Below are 14,879 nucleotides of genomic sequence, written 5' to 3' on the forward strand. Positions count from 1 at the left end.
GGGTCAGTGGGTCAGTGGGTCTCGGTCAGATCGGAGGCGCCGTCCTCCGCGCCCGCGCCGGCTTCCTCGCCGCCGACCTCCTGGCCGCCGACCTCCTGGCCACCGACCTCTTCACCGCCGACCTCCTGGCCGCCGACCTCTTCACCGCCGACCTCCTGGCCACCGACTTCTTCGCCGCCGACCTCTTCACCGGCACCGGCTTCCTCGCCCGCACCCGCTTCCTCGCCCGCGCCGGCCTCCTCGCCGCCGCCCGCCGCGTCGCCCGCGCCGAGGGTCGCGCCGACCGCCTCCAGAGCGGTGGTGACCGGCTGGAAGAAGGTCTCGCCTCCGACGGTGCAGTCGCCGCTGCCGCCGGAGGTCAGGCCGACGGCCAGGCCGTCCTGGGTGAACAGCGAGCCGCCGCTGTCGCCGGGTTCGGCGCAGACGTTGGTCTGGATGAGCCCGGTGACGGTGCCCTCCGGGTAGTTCACGGTGGCGTCGAGTCCGAGGACCTGGCCGTCGGCGAGGCCGGTGGTGCTGCCCATCCGGAACACCTGGAGGCCGACCGTGGCGTCCGCGGCCTGGGAGATCGCGACGGTCTGGTCGCCGACGTTGACCTCGCTGGGCGCGACGGTCGCCGGGTCGTCGTACTTCACCAGCGCGAAGTCGCCCTCACCGGGGAAGGTGGCCTGGTCGACGGTGGCGATCGGCGCGCCACCGTCCGCGTCGGACCACTCCGCCGCCGCGACACCGCAGTGACCGGCGGTCAGGAAGGCCGGGGTGCCGTCGCCCGCGGTGACGTTGAAGCCCGCCGAGCAGCGGGCGCCGCCGGCGAAGATGGCGTCGCCGCCGGAGAGGAACGTCTTGAAGGTGCCGGCCGACTTCTTGATGGTCGCCATGCCGGAGCCGAGGGTCTGGACGGTCGACTCCAGCTGGTCCCACTTGGCGCCGGTGACCGTGCTGTCGGCGGTGACGAGGATCTTGTTGGTCCGGGGGTCCACGGCCCAGGCCGTGCCCGGGATGGTCGCGTCGGACTTCAGCGTCTGCGCGCCGGCCGCCAGTTCGGCGAGGCTGTTGTCGACCTCGCGTATCTCCGCGCCGGCCTTCTTCGCCTGGACGATCACGTTGTTGTTGTCGCCCGAGATGACGTTGACGACGAGCTGCTGCTGGTCCGCGTCGTAGTACGACCCGGCGAACGCCTCGCCGAGCAGGTCCGCGAGCTGCGAGGCGAGGTCCGAGGCGTCCGCTGCCTTGAGGGTCTTGGGGGCGGCGGCCTGGCCCGTGGAGCTGTCCTGGTCGGCGTTCGCCTGCGGCAGGAGAATTGCGGCTGCTCCGAGCGCCACCACGCTGCCCGCTGCGATCGCGGCCTTGCGCTTCGGAATTCGCTTGTGACTCAAACTACTCGACCTCCAGTAGGACGGGGTCAGTGCCGCCGGTCGTCGGCGGCTTGTCGGGGCGCCTGGATGGCAGTGGGTACGCAGGAGTCACGTGGGGCGTTCAATTCCGTTTGCAGGCAATCTCTTTACGCAACCGCGAATCGGCCAGGGTCCGCGTCCGGCGGGCCGGGAGCGGGAACAATCCCCCATATGACGATGACCACCGCCGAAGCCGACAAGATCCTCGCCGACAACTTCGCCCCCTGGGTCCTGGATCTGGGCCTGTCGGCCGAGGCCCTGGGCGACCGCCGCGCGACCCTGCGTCTGCCCTGGTCGGACCGCCTGTCGCGGGAGGGCGGGGCGCTGTCCGGACAGGCGTTGATGGCAGCCGCCGACACCGCCACCGTCATCGCGATCTCGGCGGCGCGCGGTGCCTACGGACCGATGACGACGGTGCAGCAGTCGACGTCGTTCCAGCGCGCGGTGGCCGGTTCGGATGTCCTGATCGAAGCGGTCGTCACCAAGCTGGGCCGGCGCATGGCGTTCGCGGACATCACGATGACCGACGCGGATTCGGGCGAACTCGCGGCCCGTGCGAGCACGGTGTACGCACTACTGGGCTGACACGGTCCGCGACCGATCGACAACGGTCTGTTTCAAATTCCGTGCCGAATCCTGGCTTCAGGGAATCTGCACATCCAATACTCACCGAAGTCACCGGGCGCGGCGGTTCTGCACAAGCCCGCGCGGCCGCCTACGTCATTGGGGCGGGAGTGTCGGATTCGTTTCCCGGGCCGCAAGGGCGCGTATGAACGGAACACGTGCCAGGTGTGAAGAAGTCGCCACCGAGACGTGCGCACTCCTGCACGGTTCGGTGCCTGTGGGGCTCAAGTCGCCTGGTGAGGCCATTGGTTGATTGGAAGGGCACGGTCGCCGCGTGCTTTGATCCATCGCACCGCAGGGGCCGCACAGGGCTTCGGAAACGGGCGCTTGGCGCCTGCGGTCGCGGCCGTCCCCAGAGGGGTCACCGCTCCCCCTTGTGAATATCCATATGAAGGGAAGTTCCATCATGAACTCCACCCCCCAGGTTGAGACCGTCGAGATCTCCGACGCCGAGCTCGACAACGTCTCCGGCGGCCTGCAGCTGAACGCCCTGGGCACCGTCACCGGCGTGGTGGACGGCATCGCCCCGGTTTCCGGCCTGGTCGACACGGCCGTCGGCACCGTCGAGGGTGTCACCGGCCTCTCCGTGGCCCCGGTCACGAACCTGGTTGCCGGTCTCTGATCGCACCTCGTGCCGTGAGTCCCGGAGCCGTTTCCCCGGCTCCGGGGCTCTCGGATGCCACAAAACAACCGGCTCCCAGGGGCGCCGGTCCACTTGTCGTTTTCAGGTGAGGGAAAGTTCCGTGCAGTTCCGCCAACAGGCCCTCGCCAAGCTCCAGTCACCGGAGGAGCTCGACCTCCCGGTGCGTTTCGCCCGCCCTCAGGGCTGGCTCGCCCTCTCCGTGACCGTGGTCGTCATGGCCGCCGCGTCCGTGTGGGCGGTGACCGGTTCGGTCGCCTCCACCGTGAGCGCGTCCGCGATCCTCACCCACGGACAGGGCAGTTACATCCTCCAGAGCCCCGTCGCGGGCCAGGTCACCGCGGTCCTCGCCGAGCAGGGCGAGCGGCTGCCGGCCAACTCCCCCGTGCTGAAGGTCCGTACGTCCGAGGGCGACACCGTCGTCCGCTCGGTCGCCGCGGGGCGGGTCACCGCGCTGGCCGCGACCATCGGGCAGATCATCCAGACCGGGGCGAACGTCGCCGCCGTGGAGAAGGTCGCGCACACCAAGGACCCCCTGTACGCCACCGTGTACGTGCCCGCCGAGAACGCGGCCTCCATCCCCGCGCACGCCGCCGTGGACCTCACCGTCTCCTCGGTGCCCACCCAGGAGTACGGCGTGCTGCGCGGCCATGTGAAGTCGGTGGACCGCTCGGCGCAGTCCGCGCAGCAGATCTCCGCTTTCCTCGGGGACAGCCAGCTCGGTGAGCAGTTCACCAAGGACGGCAGGCCGGTGGCCGTCCTGGTGAAGCTGGACCGGTCGTCCGACACGAAGAGCGGCTACAAGTGGTCCTCCGAGGACGGGCCGCCCTTCACCCTCACCTCCATGACCGTGGCCACGGGTTCGATCCGGCTGGCCGACCAGCGCCCCGTCGATTGGCTGCTGCCGTGAGCACCGCACAGGACACCCGCGGCAGACGCCGGGCCACCCCGCCCAAGCGCCCGGTACCCAAGGGCAGGGCGAAGACCGTCCGTACGCCCACCGTCCTCCAGATGGAGGCCGTGGAGTGCGGTGCCGCCTCGCTGGCGATGGTCCTCGGCCACTTCGGCAAGCACGTCCCGCTGGAGGAGCTGCGCATCGCGTGCGGTGTCTCGCGCGACGGCTCCCGGGCGAGCAACCTCCTCAAGGCGGCCCGCAGTTACGGTCTGACCGCCAAGGGCATGCAGATGGACACGGCCGCCCTCGCCGAGGTGAGGACGCCGGCCGTGCTGTTCTGGGAGTTCAACCACTACGTCGTCTACGACGGCATGGGCCGCCGCTTCGGCCGCCGCGGGGTGTACATCAACGACCCCGGCAAGGGCCGCCGGTTCGTGCCCATGGAGGACTTCGACTCCAGCTTCACCGGTGTCGTGCTGGTGATGGAGCCGGGCGACGCCTTCACCAAGGGCGGGCGCAAACCGGGGGTGCTCGGCGCGATGCCGGCCCGGCTGCGCGGCACCGCGGGCACGATGCCCGCCGCGGTGCTGGCGAGCCTGCTCCTGGTGCTGGTCGGCGCGGCGGTGCCCGCGCTCAGCCGTACCTATATCGACATGTTCCTGATCGGGGGACAGACCTCCCTGCTCGGCGTGCTGTTCGCGTCGATGGGGACGTGCGTCCTGCTCACCCTGGTCCTCACCTGGCTGCAACAGGCGAACCTGCTGCGCGGCCGCATCATCTCCTCCACGCTCTCCAGCGCCCGCTTCCTGCGCCATCTGCTGCGACTGCCGGTGACGTTCTTCTCCCAGCGCAGCCCCGCCGACCTGGTCCAGCGCCTCCAGTCCAACGACGCCGTGGCCGAGACCCTGGCCCGCGACCTCGCGGCGGCGGGCGTGGACGCGGTGGTCGTCGTGCTGTACGCCGTGCTGCTCTACACCTACGACCCGCAGCTCACGTTCGTCGGCATCGGCGTCGCCCTGTTCAACATCGTCGCCATGCGGGTGGTCATCCGGCTGCGGGCCACCCGGACGGCGAAGCTCCGCGCGGACAGCGCCCGGCTCACCAACACCGCCTACACCGGCCTCCAGTTGATCGAGACGATGAAGGCGACCGGCGGCGAGGACGGCTACTTCCGCAAGTGGGCCGGGCAGCACGCCACCACCCTGGAGGAGCAGCAGCGGCTCGGTGTGCCGAGCGCCTGGCTGGGCGTGGTCGCCCCGACGCTGGCCTCGCTGAACAGCGCGCTGATCCTGTGGATCGGTGGGATGCGCGCGGTGGAGGGCGGCATCTCGGTCGGTCTGCTGGTGGCCTTCCAGGCGCTGGTCACCCGCTTCACCGCCCCGATCACCCGTCTGAACGGAGTCGCCGGGCGCATCCAGGACTTCGCGGCGGACGTGGCCCGCCTCAAGGACGTGGAGAACTTCCAGGCGGATCCGCTCTACGGCCGCCCCGGCGCCGGCGACTCCACGCGCCGTCTGCACGGCCATGTCGAGCTCCAGAACATCACCTTCGGCTACAACCCCCTCGACAAGCCCCTGCTGACCGGCTTCGACCTCACCGTGGGCCCCGGCCAGCAGGTCGCCCTCGTCGGCGGTTCGGGCAGCGGCAAGTCCACGGTCTCCCGGCTGATCTCGGGCCTGTACACGGCCTGGGAGGGTGTCATCCGCATCGACGGACAGCGTCTGGAGGACATTCCGCGCGGGGCGCTCGCGTCCTCCGTCTCCTTCGTCGACCAGGACGTCTTCCTCTTCGAGGGCTCGGTCCGCGACAACGTGGCGCTGTGGGACCCGTCGATCCCGGACGAGGCGGTCGTGGAGGCGCTGCGGGACGCCGCGTTGTACGACGTGGTGATGCGCCGCCCCGGCGGCATTCAGAGCAGGGTCGAGCAGGACGGCCGCAACTTCTCCGGCGGGCAGCGCCAACGTCTGGAGATCGCCCGGGCGTTGGTCCGCCGTCCCAGCATCCTCGTGCTCGACGAGGTGACGAGCGCGCTGGACGCGGAGACCGAGCAGCTCGTGATGGACAACCTCCGCAGGCGCGGCTGCGCGTGTGTGGTGATCGCGCACCGGCTCAGCACCGTGCGCGACAGCGACGAGATCGTCGTGCTCCAGCACGGCACGATCGTGGAACGCGGGCGGCACGAGGAGCTGTTGGCGCACGGCGGTGCGTACGCGGCTCTGGTCAGGGAGCGTTGAGATGACGACCGCACACGAAGGGGACGTCGTCCTCACCGCGCTCGGCGCCATGGGCACCGCCATCGACTGCTCGGGGCTCAACCGCCTCGACCTCGAAGGCCCGCAGGTGCTGTGGCTGGTGGCGTCCGGTGCCGTGGACCTGTTCGCGGTGGACGTGGAACAGCAGGGCCACTGGCACCACCTGGGCCGACTGGAGGCGGGCTCCCTGATCCTGGGGCCCGGCCCCGGCCCGCAACACACCCTGGTCGCCCGTCCGTTGCGGGACTGCGTGGTCCACCGCATCGGACTGCGCGAGTTGTACCAGCCCGCGAACACCCAGACCTGGTCCTACGACGAGTACGGCAACCCCCAGTATGTACCGCCGACTTCGAGCCCGCTGGAGTACGCCCTCGCCCTCGGCGTCGGCCGCAGCCTCTCGATCCTCTTCCAGGCGCCGATGGCGAACGAGCGTGCGGCGGAGGTGACCGACGACGACGTGTTCTGGATGCAGGTGCCGCCGGGCAGCGTGCAGTACGGATCGCTGTACGGCGCCGAGGCGGCTGCCGATCTGCTGATGGACCCGGCGGTCTGGCAGAGCATGGTCGACCAGCAGTACCGGCTGCTGACCACGCTGGACCGCTGGATCGAACAGCTGGAGCGCACCCACGAGACCCGGACGGCGGAGGGCATCAAGGCGGGTGAGGCGGTCCGCGCCCAGGCCGACCGGACGCTGCTCGCGTCGATCGGCAAGTCCTCGGGCAAGCGCACGACGGCCGCCGACGCGGACGCCTCGTACGCGGCGTGCAAGCTGGTCGCCCAGGCCGCCGGGATCACGCTCGCCGACCCGGCGCAGAGCGGTACCGGCAGCGATCGTCTCGACCCGGTCGAGCAGATCGCGCTCGCCTCGCGCATCCGGGCCCGGGCCGTGCGTCTGGACGGGAGCTGGTGGCGGGACAACGTCGGTCCGCTGGTGGGTCATCGCGCGCTGTCCGGTACGCCGGTCGCGCTGCTGTGGCGGCGCGGCGGCTATGTGGCGGTGCATCCGGCGACGGGCCGTGAGACACCGATCGAGAAGGCCAACGCGGAGGAGTTCGAGCCGCGTGCCGTCATGTTCTACCGGCCGCTGCCCGAGCGGCGGCTCAGTCCGCTCAGGCTGCTGCGGTTCAGCATGCAGGGCATGGGCGGAGACCTGACGAACCTCCTGCTCAGCGGGCTCGTCACGGTCGCGATCGGGGCGATCGTGCCGATCGCGACCGGCAAGGTGCTCGGTGAGTTCGTGCCGAAGGCGCAGACGAACCTGATCGTGCAGGTCTGTCTCGCGGTGATGATCAGCAGTTTCGTCGCGGCGGCGTTCATGCTGCTCCAGAACCTGACCATCCTGCGCCTGGAGGGCCGGATCGAGGCGACCCTCCAGCCGGCGGTCTGGGACCGGCTGCTCCGGCTCCCGACGAAGTTCTTCACCGAGCGGTCCACCGGTGAGCTGGCCAGCGCGGCGATGGGCATCAGCTCGATCCGCCGACTGCTGGCGGGAGTCGGTCCGGTCGTCGCCCAGTCGGTGACCGTGGGCGCGATGAATTTGGGGCTGCTGTTCTGGTACAGCGCCTCGATGGCGTTGGCGGCGATCGGCATGCTCGTGGTGATCGCCGGGGTGTTCCTGGGGCTCGGGCTGTGGCAGGTGCGCTGGCAGCGGCGCCTGGTGGTGCTCGGCAACAAGCTGAACAACCAGGCCTTCCAGACCCTGCGCGGGCTGCCCAAACTGCGGGTCGCGGCCGCCGAGAACTACGCGTACGCGGCCTGGGCCTCGGAGTTCGCGCGCAGCCGGGAGCTCCAGCAGAAGGTGGGGCGGATCAAGAACCTCACCACGGTGATGGGCGCGGTCTATCTGCCGATCTGCACCCTGCTGATGTTCATGCTGCTCGCGGGGCCGGCGCGCGGGTCGATGTCGGCGGCGGCGTTCCTCACCTTCAACACCTCGGTGACGATGGTGCTGACCTCCGTCACCCAGCTGACCGGCTCCTTCGTCTCGGCGGTGGGCGCGCTGCCGCTGTTCGAGGAGATCAAGCCGGTCCTCGACGCCGCCCCCGAGGTGCGCACGGCCAACACCCGCCCCGGTCCGCTGTCCGGCGGGATCGAGGCGCGCAGGCTGTCCTTCCGCTACTCCGACGACGGCCCCCTCGTCCTGGACGACGTGTCCTTCGAGGTGCGCCCCGGCGAGTTCGTGGCGGTCGTCGGCCCCAGCGGCTGCGGAAAGTCGACGCTGCTCAGGCTGCTGATCGGCTTCGATCCGCCGGTCTCGGGCAGTGTGCTCTACGACGGTCAGGACCTGGCGGCGCTCGACCAGTCGGCGGTGCGCCGGCAGTGCGGGGTGGTGCTCCAGCACGCCCAGCCGTTCAACGGCTCGATCATGGACGTGATCTGCGGGACCGAGCCGTTCACGCCGGAGGAGGTGATGGCGGCGGCCGAGATGGCGGGGCTGGCGGAGGACATCAAGCGGATGCCGATGGGGCTGCACACGATCGTCTCCGGCAGCGGTGCGGTCTCCGGCGGCCAGCGCCAACGGCTCATGATCGCGCAGGCGTTGATCCGCCGGCCGCGCATCCTGTTCTTCGACGAGGCGACCAGCGCCCTCGACAACGAGACACAGCGCAGGGTCATCGAGTCCACCAAGGCCCTCAACGCCACCCGGATCGTCATCGCGCACCGCCTCTCGACGGTGCTGGACGCCGACCGGGTGATCGTGATGGAGGACGGCAAGGTCGCCCAGCAGGGTCCGCCCGCGCAACTGCTCGCGGACACGGGCGGGCGGCTGCACGAACTGGTGCGCCGACAGCTGGCGTGAGGGGTCAGTCGAGGCCCGGGACAGGGGCGCCGGAGGGGACACCGGCGGCCACGTAGGCGTCGTAGAACTCCTTCCAGAGGGCCCGACTCCCGCTGGGCGCCTCGTCGGCATAGGTCTCCAGGGCGGCCAGGCAGACCTCCCAGCCGGCGCCGTTGCGGGCGGCGGTGTTCACCTCGCTCAGCACGTTGGTGAGGGTGAAGCGGCTGCGTTTGTCGTCCAAGGCCTCCAGGTCGAAGTGGAGTTCGTCGCCGCCCCACTCGAAGGACAGGTGACGGGGCGCGTCGACGGACAGGACGCGGCCCTTGGAGTCCGTCATGTTCGGGTCGCCGCTGAACCTGATCTCCCCGCCGGGGCGCAGGTCGATCTCGGCGCGGGACGGGAACCAGTGGGCGAGTTCGCCGGCGTCGGTCACGAAGTGCCAGACGCGGTCGACGGGATGGTCGTAGGTACGGCTGAAGCGGACGGCCGGGCGGCCGTCGTCCAGGGTCAGATAGGTGCCGGTGAGGTCTGCGGACATGGGGATCAGTCCTTCGGAGAGGGTTCCTCGGGGTCGTCCGGCGCGGTCTCGTCGAGGCGACGGCCCAGCGCGTCCAGGCTGCTGTTCCACAGCCTGAGGTAGGGGGCCGACCAGGCATCGAGTGCGGCGATCGGGGCCGGGTCGAGGGCGTAGACACGGCGCTGCGCGTCCTGCCGGACCCGGACCAGACCCGCCTGCCTGAGCACCTTCAGATGCTTCGAGGTGCTCGGCTGGCTCAGACCGCATTCCTCCACGATCTCCCCGACGGGCCGCGGCCGCCCCAGGAGCAGCGCGACGATGCTCCGCCGGTGAGGGTCGGCGTCGTCCGAGTGCGCCCAGGCAACCCCGCATGTGCCGCTGCTCACACTCGACCTCTCCCCCCAGCGAAACTTTGCCGTTTCGCTAAAAGTGCTCTAGCCTCGATGTGTACGAAACAGTTTCGTTTACGACTAGGTAAAATCCGAACGACTTCCCTGGAGTGGTTCCGCCATGTCCCAGAAGACCCTGACCGAGAGCGCCTCCACGGGCGCGGTCCCGGAAGCGCCCGAGGCCTCCGCCAAGCGGTGGTGGATCCTCGCGGTCATCGCCCTCGCGCAGCTGATGGTGGTCCTCGACGCGACCATCGTGAACATCGCCCTTCCCTCGGCCCAGGCCGACCTCGGCTTCTCCGACGGCAACCGGCAGTGGATCGTCACCGCGTACGCGCTGGCCTTCGCCTCCCTCCTGCTGCTCGGCGGCCGCATCGCCGACCTCTTCGGCCGCAAGCCGGCCTTCCTGATCGGAGTCGTCGGCTTCGCCGCGGTCTCCGCGCTCGGCGGCGCCGCCACCAACTTCGAGATGCTGGTCACCGCCCGCGCTCTCCAGGGCGCCTTCGGCGCACTGCTCGCGCCCGCCGCGCTCTCCCTGCTGAACACGACGTTCACCGACGCCAAGGAGCGCGCCAAGGCCTTCAGCGTCTACGGCGCCATCGCCGGCGCGGGTGGCGCGGTGGGTCTGCTGCTCGGCGGCATCCTGACCGACGCCCTCGACTGGCGCTGGACCCTCTACGTCAACGTGATCATCGCCGTGGTCGCCTTCGTCGGCGGCTGGTTCCTGCTCCACAACCACCGTGACGCCGCCGGCTCCAAGCTGGACGTGCCCGGCACGATCCTGGTCGCCGCCGGTCTGTTCTCCGTGGTCTACGGCTTCTCCAACGCCGAGACGCACGACTGGAGCTCGCCCGAGACCTGGGGCTTCCTGATCGCCGGCGGTGTGCTGCTGGCCGCCTTCACCTGGTGGCAGACCAGGGCCGCGCACCCGCTGCTGCCGCTGCGCATCCTGCTCGACCGCAACCGGGCCGCCTCGTTCTTCGCGGTGCTGATCTCCGGCGCGGGCATGTTCGGTGTCTTCCTCTTCCTCACCTACTACCTCCAACTCAACCTGGGCTTCAGCCCGACCAAGACCGGTGTGGCGTTCCTGCCGATGGTGGCCGCGCTGATGGTGATGGCCCAGCTCGGCACGACCGTGCTGGTACCGCGGATCGGCCCGAAGGCCGTCGTCCCGTTCGGCTTCGCGGTCTCCGTGGCCGGCATGGCCTGGCTGACCGGGATCGGCACCGACTCCGACTACCTCACAGCCGTCCTGCCCCAGCTGATCATCATCGGTGCCGGTCTCGGCCTGGTCATGCCGGCGGCCATGCAGCTGGCCACCGGCGGGGTGGCGGCCGAGGACGCCGGCGTCGCCTCCGCCACGGTCAACGCCATGCAGCAGGTGGGCGGTTCGATCGGTACGGCGCTGCTCAACACGCTGGCCGCGAGCGCCGCGACGGACTATCTGGCCGGGAAGGACCCGAGCGACAAGCTGGTCCAGGCGCAGGCCACGATCGAGAGCTACACCACCGCCTTCTGGTGGTCGGCGGGCTTCTTCGCCGCCGGTGCGCTGATCGCCTTCCTGCTCTACCGGCGCGGGGTTCCCGAGCAGGACGCGGACGCCGCGCCCGTCGTGCACATGTGACCGCCACCTGAACCGAGGGGCCGCCGTCCGCAGGGAGACGGCGGCCCCTCCGCGCTGTCATGGTGGCGGTATGCGCTCACCGTCGGCGGCCCTCGGCAGCACGGTCTTCTTCGCGCTCGCGCCCGGCACGGTCGCCGGGCTGCTGCCGTGGTGGCTGACCGGATGGCACTCCGGCGACTGGTGGCCGCCCGTCCGTCTGCTCGGTCTGCTCCCGCTCCTGGCGGGCACGGCAGTCCTGCTGGCCGCCTTCGTGCGGTTCGTGCGCGAGGGCCTGGGCACCCCGGCGCCGGTCGCGCCGACCGAGCATCTGGTGGTGGGCGGGCTGTACCGGCATGTGCGCAATCCGATGTACGTCGCCGTGGTCGCGGCGATCGTCGGGCAGGGGCTGCTGCTCGCCCGGCCGGTGCTGTTCGGCTACGGCGCCGGTGCCTGGGCGCTGATGTGGGCGTTCGCGCGGTGGTACGAGGAGCCCGCGCTCGCCGACCGGTTCGGCGCGCGGTACACGCGCTACCGCGGTGCCGTACCTGGCTGGTTCCCTCGGCTCACGCCCTGGCGCGGTGAGTGACGGCGCGTAAACGGGTACTCACGCATCCATGCGACTCAGCGTGATGGATGTGGGCTCGAACACGGTCCGGCTGGTTGTGGCCGATGCGAAGGGCGGGGTGCCGCTGCCGGTGCACACCGCGAAATGGCGCCTGAGGTTGTCCGAACAGGTCGACCCCGGCGGCCCGTTGCCCGAGGAGGCCGTCGAACGGCTCGTGGGCGCGGTGGCCGAGGCGAGCAGAACCGCGGCCAAGTGGGGCGCGGGACCACCGCAGGCCTTCGCGACCGCCGTGGTGCGCAACGCCTCGAACCGCAGCGAGGTGCTGCGCGAGGTGCGTTCACGCACCGGGGTCGGGCTGTACACGCTGTCGGGCGAGCTGGAGGCCGAGCTGACGTTCCTCGGGGCGCGGCGCTGGATGGGCTGGCGGTCGGGTCCGCTGGCCCTGCTCGACATCGGCGGCGGCTCGCTCGAAGTGGCCTTCGGGCGCGGCCGGTTGCCGGATTTCGTCGCCTCGCTGCCGCTGGGCGCGGGGCGGCTGACCCATGAGTTCTTCGAGAGCGGTGATCAGCCGACGCCGGAGCTGGTGCGGGCACTGCGCCGCCGGGTCCGCCACCAACTTCGGGACGTCGCGGCCCGGATCCGCTGGGAGGGTCCGCACACCGCGGTGGGCACCTCCCGCACCTTCCAGCAGCTGGGGCGGTTGTGCGGGGCCCCGCCCGGACGGCACGGGCCCTTCACGGAACGCCGGTTGCACCGCGCGGACCTGCGGGAGGCGATCGTCCGCCTCGCCGCCCTCCCCGCCACCCAGCGGTCCCTGCTGCCGGGCATCTCCGCCCCGCGCGCCAACCAGAGCCTCGCCGGTGCGCTGGTCGGGCACACGGCGCTGAAACTGACCGGCATCAAGACGGTCACCCTCTGCCCCTGGGCGATCCGTGAGGGCGTCCTGCTGCGCCGCATCGAGGACGGCGCTTCCTGGTGGGCGGAGATCGGCCGCCTCAGCGAGGAGACCGCCCTCCAGGAACCGGTGACCCTGCGCATCGCGGCCGCGGGGAGCTGAGGAGGGCGTACGCGGCGGGGGTCCGTCGTGGTGGATCCGGTCCAGGCGGATCGGCACGGTGAGTTGCAGAAATGCCGAATGAAAGTCAAGAACCTCCGGGCCAATTCACCATGTCGAGTGAACCAGATCTTGCACCGGTCCCCTCAGGGATGCTCCGCACCTCACCGGGGTAGCTACCGAGATCGACAGCGCGCCCCTGCCGAGGTGGAGCCGACATGACACCGGAGTCCGGCGATCGTGCCCCCGGACCCTCCGAGGGCACCGGCGGAACCGGGCCCCCGGCGGCGAACCCGTATGCCCGTACCTACCGGCACGGCACCCTCACGGTGGTCGAGGCCGCGGGCGAGATCGACATGGCGTCCGCTGGCTCCCTGGCCGAGCATCTGCACACCGCGACCGAGGGCGAGCGGCCGGACGTCCTCGTCGACCTGCGCACCGTCGACTTCTTCGACTGCTCCGGCCTGCGGGTCCTGTGCCGGGCGGACTCCCGGGCGCGGGAGCACGGCGGGCGGCTGCGGATCGTCTCGGGGAGTGCGCGGATACGGCGGCTGCTGCGCGCCTCGGGGCTGCTGGGCCGTTTTCCGCCGCTGCCGGAGCTTCCCGAACCACAGGGTTGATCCGAAGGCCGGCCGGGCGGCCCCACTCCGCCCAGCCGACCCCCGTACGAGATCGCGAGGGGTCCCGCGTCAGGGCTCGCGCTCCCCAGCCACGAACCGCTGTCGGTTCACGAGGACCCCGCGACCCCGGTCTCTAGAACGCGAAGAGGCTGGTCCCGTGGGTGCTCTTCACGCACTCGTTGGCGAAGGTCCGCTCGTAGGAGACGCGTCTGCCCTGCCAGACACCGTCGACGGTGACGACCACCGGGTCGTACTCCTTGGTGCACATCACGTCGTTCCGGCCCGTCAGCGCGTCGAAGTCGCCGCCGGCACCGCGCAGTTCGGCACAGGCGAGGGCCGCCGCGGGATGGCTCCCGGAGGACGTCGGGGCACAGGTCAGGGTGACGGCGCGGGTCGGCGTGGCGAGGGCGGCGTCCTCACCGTGGCCGACGGTGAGGACCAGGGCCGAGGGGGCGTAGAGCGAGGCGGGGGCGGCGAGCGCGGTCCCGGCGAGGGGGCCGCAGACGGCGGTGGCCGTCAGAGCGAGGGTCGCTGCCCAGCGTGCGGTGTTCCGCATTGTGTGCATCCTTCCGCTGATACGGGGGTGGTACCGGGCCCGGCGCGATCGGTGCCGGACCGGCGAGCGGGAGTCTGCCGAGTCCGCGGCCGAATCTCACATCGACCCCATGTGATTCAGTAACCTTGCGTGTTGAATCAGTGGCGTGAAGTCACGTAATTCGAACGCGACAGCGCCGCAACCACGGGATTCTTGATCGTCCCGACCGACCGAATGGCCGGTTCACCCCGGTTCTGCAATAGGCCTGAAACATTCCGGTTGAGCTCTCGGCGGACCCCCCGCGCACCCCTTGCGTTCATGTTCCGGTGGAGTAATCGTCATTACATGATTACGACAGAGCAGCGAGAGAAGCTGCGCGGCTGGTTCGCCGGCCGCTTGCCCGACGACCTCTTCGAGGAACTGGCCGAGCTGACGGTCGACCGCGAGGAGATCACCGTGATCGGCCGCATCCCCGCGCCCCGGCTCAGCGAGGGTGTCTCGGCCACCGAGCGGGAGGCCGCCGTGCGCAGCCGTATCCAGGAGTTCCGCGAGCGCACCCGGCAGGCCCGGATCGAGGTGGCCGCCGAGGCCGAGCACCAATTCCGCAGGAAGGTCTCCTGGGGTGTGGAGTGCGACGGGGAACGCGCCCTGTTCACCCACGTCGCCGCGCCCGTCATGACCCGGCTGCGCCAGCCGGAGCGCCAGGTCCTCGACACCCTCATCGCGGGCGGGGTGGCGCGCAGCCGCAGTGACGCGCTCGCCTGGTGCGTGCGTCTGGTCCAGAAGCACACCGACGACTGGCTCGCGGAACTGCGGAACTCCCTCGAACACGTCCAGCGGGTGCGGGCCCAGGGCCCCGACGCCGAACCGGAGGACGCGCCCTCGGACACCGAGTAATGGAGGTTTCGTACAGCCGCGACACAAAAGATGGATGAACCGTCCTCTGGTGTGGTTCTTCACCCCGGCCGTACCGTCGGCAGACCCCCGAGAGGACGGCATCCCCTCGCGCCGC

General features: G+C 70.6%; 14 protein-coding genes. 10 read left to right on the forward strand and 4 right to left on the reverse strand.

Annotation, left to right across the window (positions count from 1 at the left end; genetic code table 11):
• Positions 1-11 precede the first annotated feature (11 nt).
• A complete protein-coding gene (locus ACFY0U_RS22120; RefSeq protein ID WP_388638341.1) occupies positions 12-1,376 on the reverse strand; it encodes a S1 family peptidase in 1,365 nt (454 codons plus the stop codon).
• A gap of 189 nt (positions 1,377-1,565) precedes the next feature.
• Between ACFY0U_RS22120 and ACFY0U_RS22125 the strand changes: the two genes are divergently transcribed.
• The 5 genes from ACFY0U_RS22125 to ACFY0U_RS22145 all read left to right on the forward strand — a co-directional run bounded on the left by ACFY0U_RS22125 (position 1,566) and on the right by ACFY0U_RS22145 (position 8,605).
• Positions 1,566-1,979 (forward strand): PaaI family thioesterase, encoded by a 414-nt coding sequence (locus ACFY0U_RS22125; RefSeq protein WP_388638343.1) that lies wholly within the window; start codon positions 1,566-1,568, stop codon positions 1,977-1,979.
• Positions 1,980-2,424: 445 nt separating this feature from the next.
• The gene (locus ACFY0U_RS22130) at positions 2,425-2,640 is read left to right on the forward strand and encodes a type A2 lantipeptide (protein ID WP_388638344.1); all 216 of its coding nucleotides are present in this window, start codon (positions 2,425-2,427) and stop codon (positions 2,638-2,640) included.
• 121 nt (positions 2,641-2,761) lie between these two features.
• Complete coding sequence (locus ACFY0U_RS22135) at positions 2,762-3,568, forward strand: HlyD family efflux transporter periplasmic adaptor subunit (RefSeq protein ID WP_388638346.1); 807 nt, start codon at positions 2,762-2,764, stop codon at positions 3,566-3,568.
• The gene (locus tag ACFY0U_RS22140) at positions 3,565-5,787 is read left to right on the forward strand and encodes an NHLP family bacteriocin export ABC transporter peptidase/permease/ATPase subunit (protein WP_388638347.1); all 2,223 of its coding nucleotides are present in this window, start codon (positions 3,565-3,567) and stop codon (positions 5,785-5,787) included. The genes ACFY0U_RS22135 and ACFY0U_RS22140 overlap by 4 nt, the downstream gene beginning before the upstream one ends.
• A gap of 1 nt (position 5,788) precedes the next feature.
• Positions 5,789-8,605, forward strand: coding sequence for an NHLP bacteriocin export ABC transporter permease/ATPase subunit (locus tag ACFY0U_RS22145; RefSeq protein WP_388638348.1), 2,817 nt, complete (start codon positions 5,789-5,791; stop codon positions 8,603-8,605).
• 4 nt (positions 8,606-8,609) lie between these two features.
• On the opposite strand, the gene ACFY0U_RS22150 is transcribed toward ACFY0U_RS22145, so the two are convergent.
• Together ACFY0U_RS22150 and ACFY0U_RS22155 are read right to left on the reverse strand one after the other, a co-directional pair.
• Positions 8,610-9,122 carry an SRPBCC family protein gene (locus tag ACFY0U_RS22150; RefSeq protein WP_388638350.1) on the reverse strand — a complete coding sequence of 171 codons (513 nt, stop codon included), beginning with the start codon at positions 9,120-9,122 and terminating at the stop codon, positions 8,610-8,612.
• A gap of 5 nt (positions 9,123-9,127) precedes the next feature.
• Positions 9,128-9,487, reverse strand: coding sequence for an ArsR/SmtB family transcription factor (locus ACFY0U_RS22155; RefSeq protein ID WP_388638352.1), 360 nt, complete (start codon positions 9,485-9,487; stop codon positions 9,128-9,130).
• Positions 9,488-9,611: 124 nt separating this feature from the next.
• Between ACFY0U_RS22155 and ACFY0U_RS22160 the strand changes: the two genes are divergently transcribed.
• From ACFY0U_RS22160 to ACFY0U_RS22175, 4 genes are all read left to right on the forward strand, one after another.
• A complete protein-coding gene (locus tag ACFY0U_RS22160; protein ID WP_388638354.1) occupies positions 9,612-11,114 on the forward strand; it encodes an MFS transporter in 1,503 nt (500 codons plus the stop codon).
• Between the two features lie 70 nt (positions 11,115-11,184).
• Positions 11,185-11,679: a methyltransferase family protein gene (locus tag ACFY0U_RS22165; protein ID WP_388638356.1), complete on the forward strand. Its 495-nt coding sequence runs from the start codon at positions 11,185-11,187 to the stop codon at positions 11,677-11,679.
• A gap of 28 nt (positions 11,680-11,707) precedes the next feature.
• Positions 11,708-12,715 (forward strand): Ppx/GppA family phosphatase, encoded by a 1,008-nt coding sequence (locus tag ACFY0U_RS22170; protein WP_388638357.1) that lies wholly within the window; start codon positions 11,708-11,710, stop codon positions 12,713-12,715.
• A 215-nt stretch (positions 12,716-12,930) separates the two neighbouring features.
• Positions 12,931-13,332 (forward strand): STAS domain-containing protein, encoded by a 402-nt coding sequence (locus tag ACFY0U_RS22175; RefSeq protein ID WP_388638358.1) that lies wholly within the window; start codon positions 12,931-12,933, stop codon positions 13,330-13,332.
• Between the two features lie 133 nt (positions 13,333-13,465).
• Here ACFY0U_RS22175 and ACFY0U_RS22180 read toward each other — a convergent pair whose 3' ends face one another.
• On the reverse strand, positions 13,466-13,888 hold the full coding sequence (locus ACFY0U_RS22180) for a protease inhibitor (RefSeq protein WP_388638359.1): 423 nt from the start codon (positions 13,886-13,888) through the stop codon (positions 13,466-13,468).
• A gap of 324 nt (positions 13,889-14,212) precedes the next feature.
• Between ACFY0U_RS22180 and ACFY0U_RS22185 the strand changes: the two genes are divergently transcribed.
• Positions 14,213-14,764 (forward strand): hypothetical protein, encoded by a 552-nt coding sequence (locus ACFY0U_RS22185; RefSeq protein ID WP_388638360.1) that lies wholly within the window; start codon positions 14,213-14,215, stop codon positions 14,762-14,764.
• Positions 14,765-14,879 lie beyond the last annotated feature (115 nt).

The sequence above is a fragment of the Streptomyces sp. NPDC001536 genome, assembly GCF_042894505.1.
Taxonomy (GTDB): domain Bacteria; phylum Actinomycetota; class Actinomycetes; order Streptomycetales; family Streptomycetaceae; genus Streptomyces.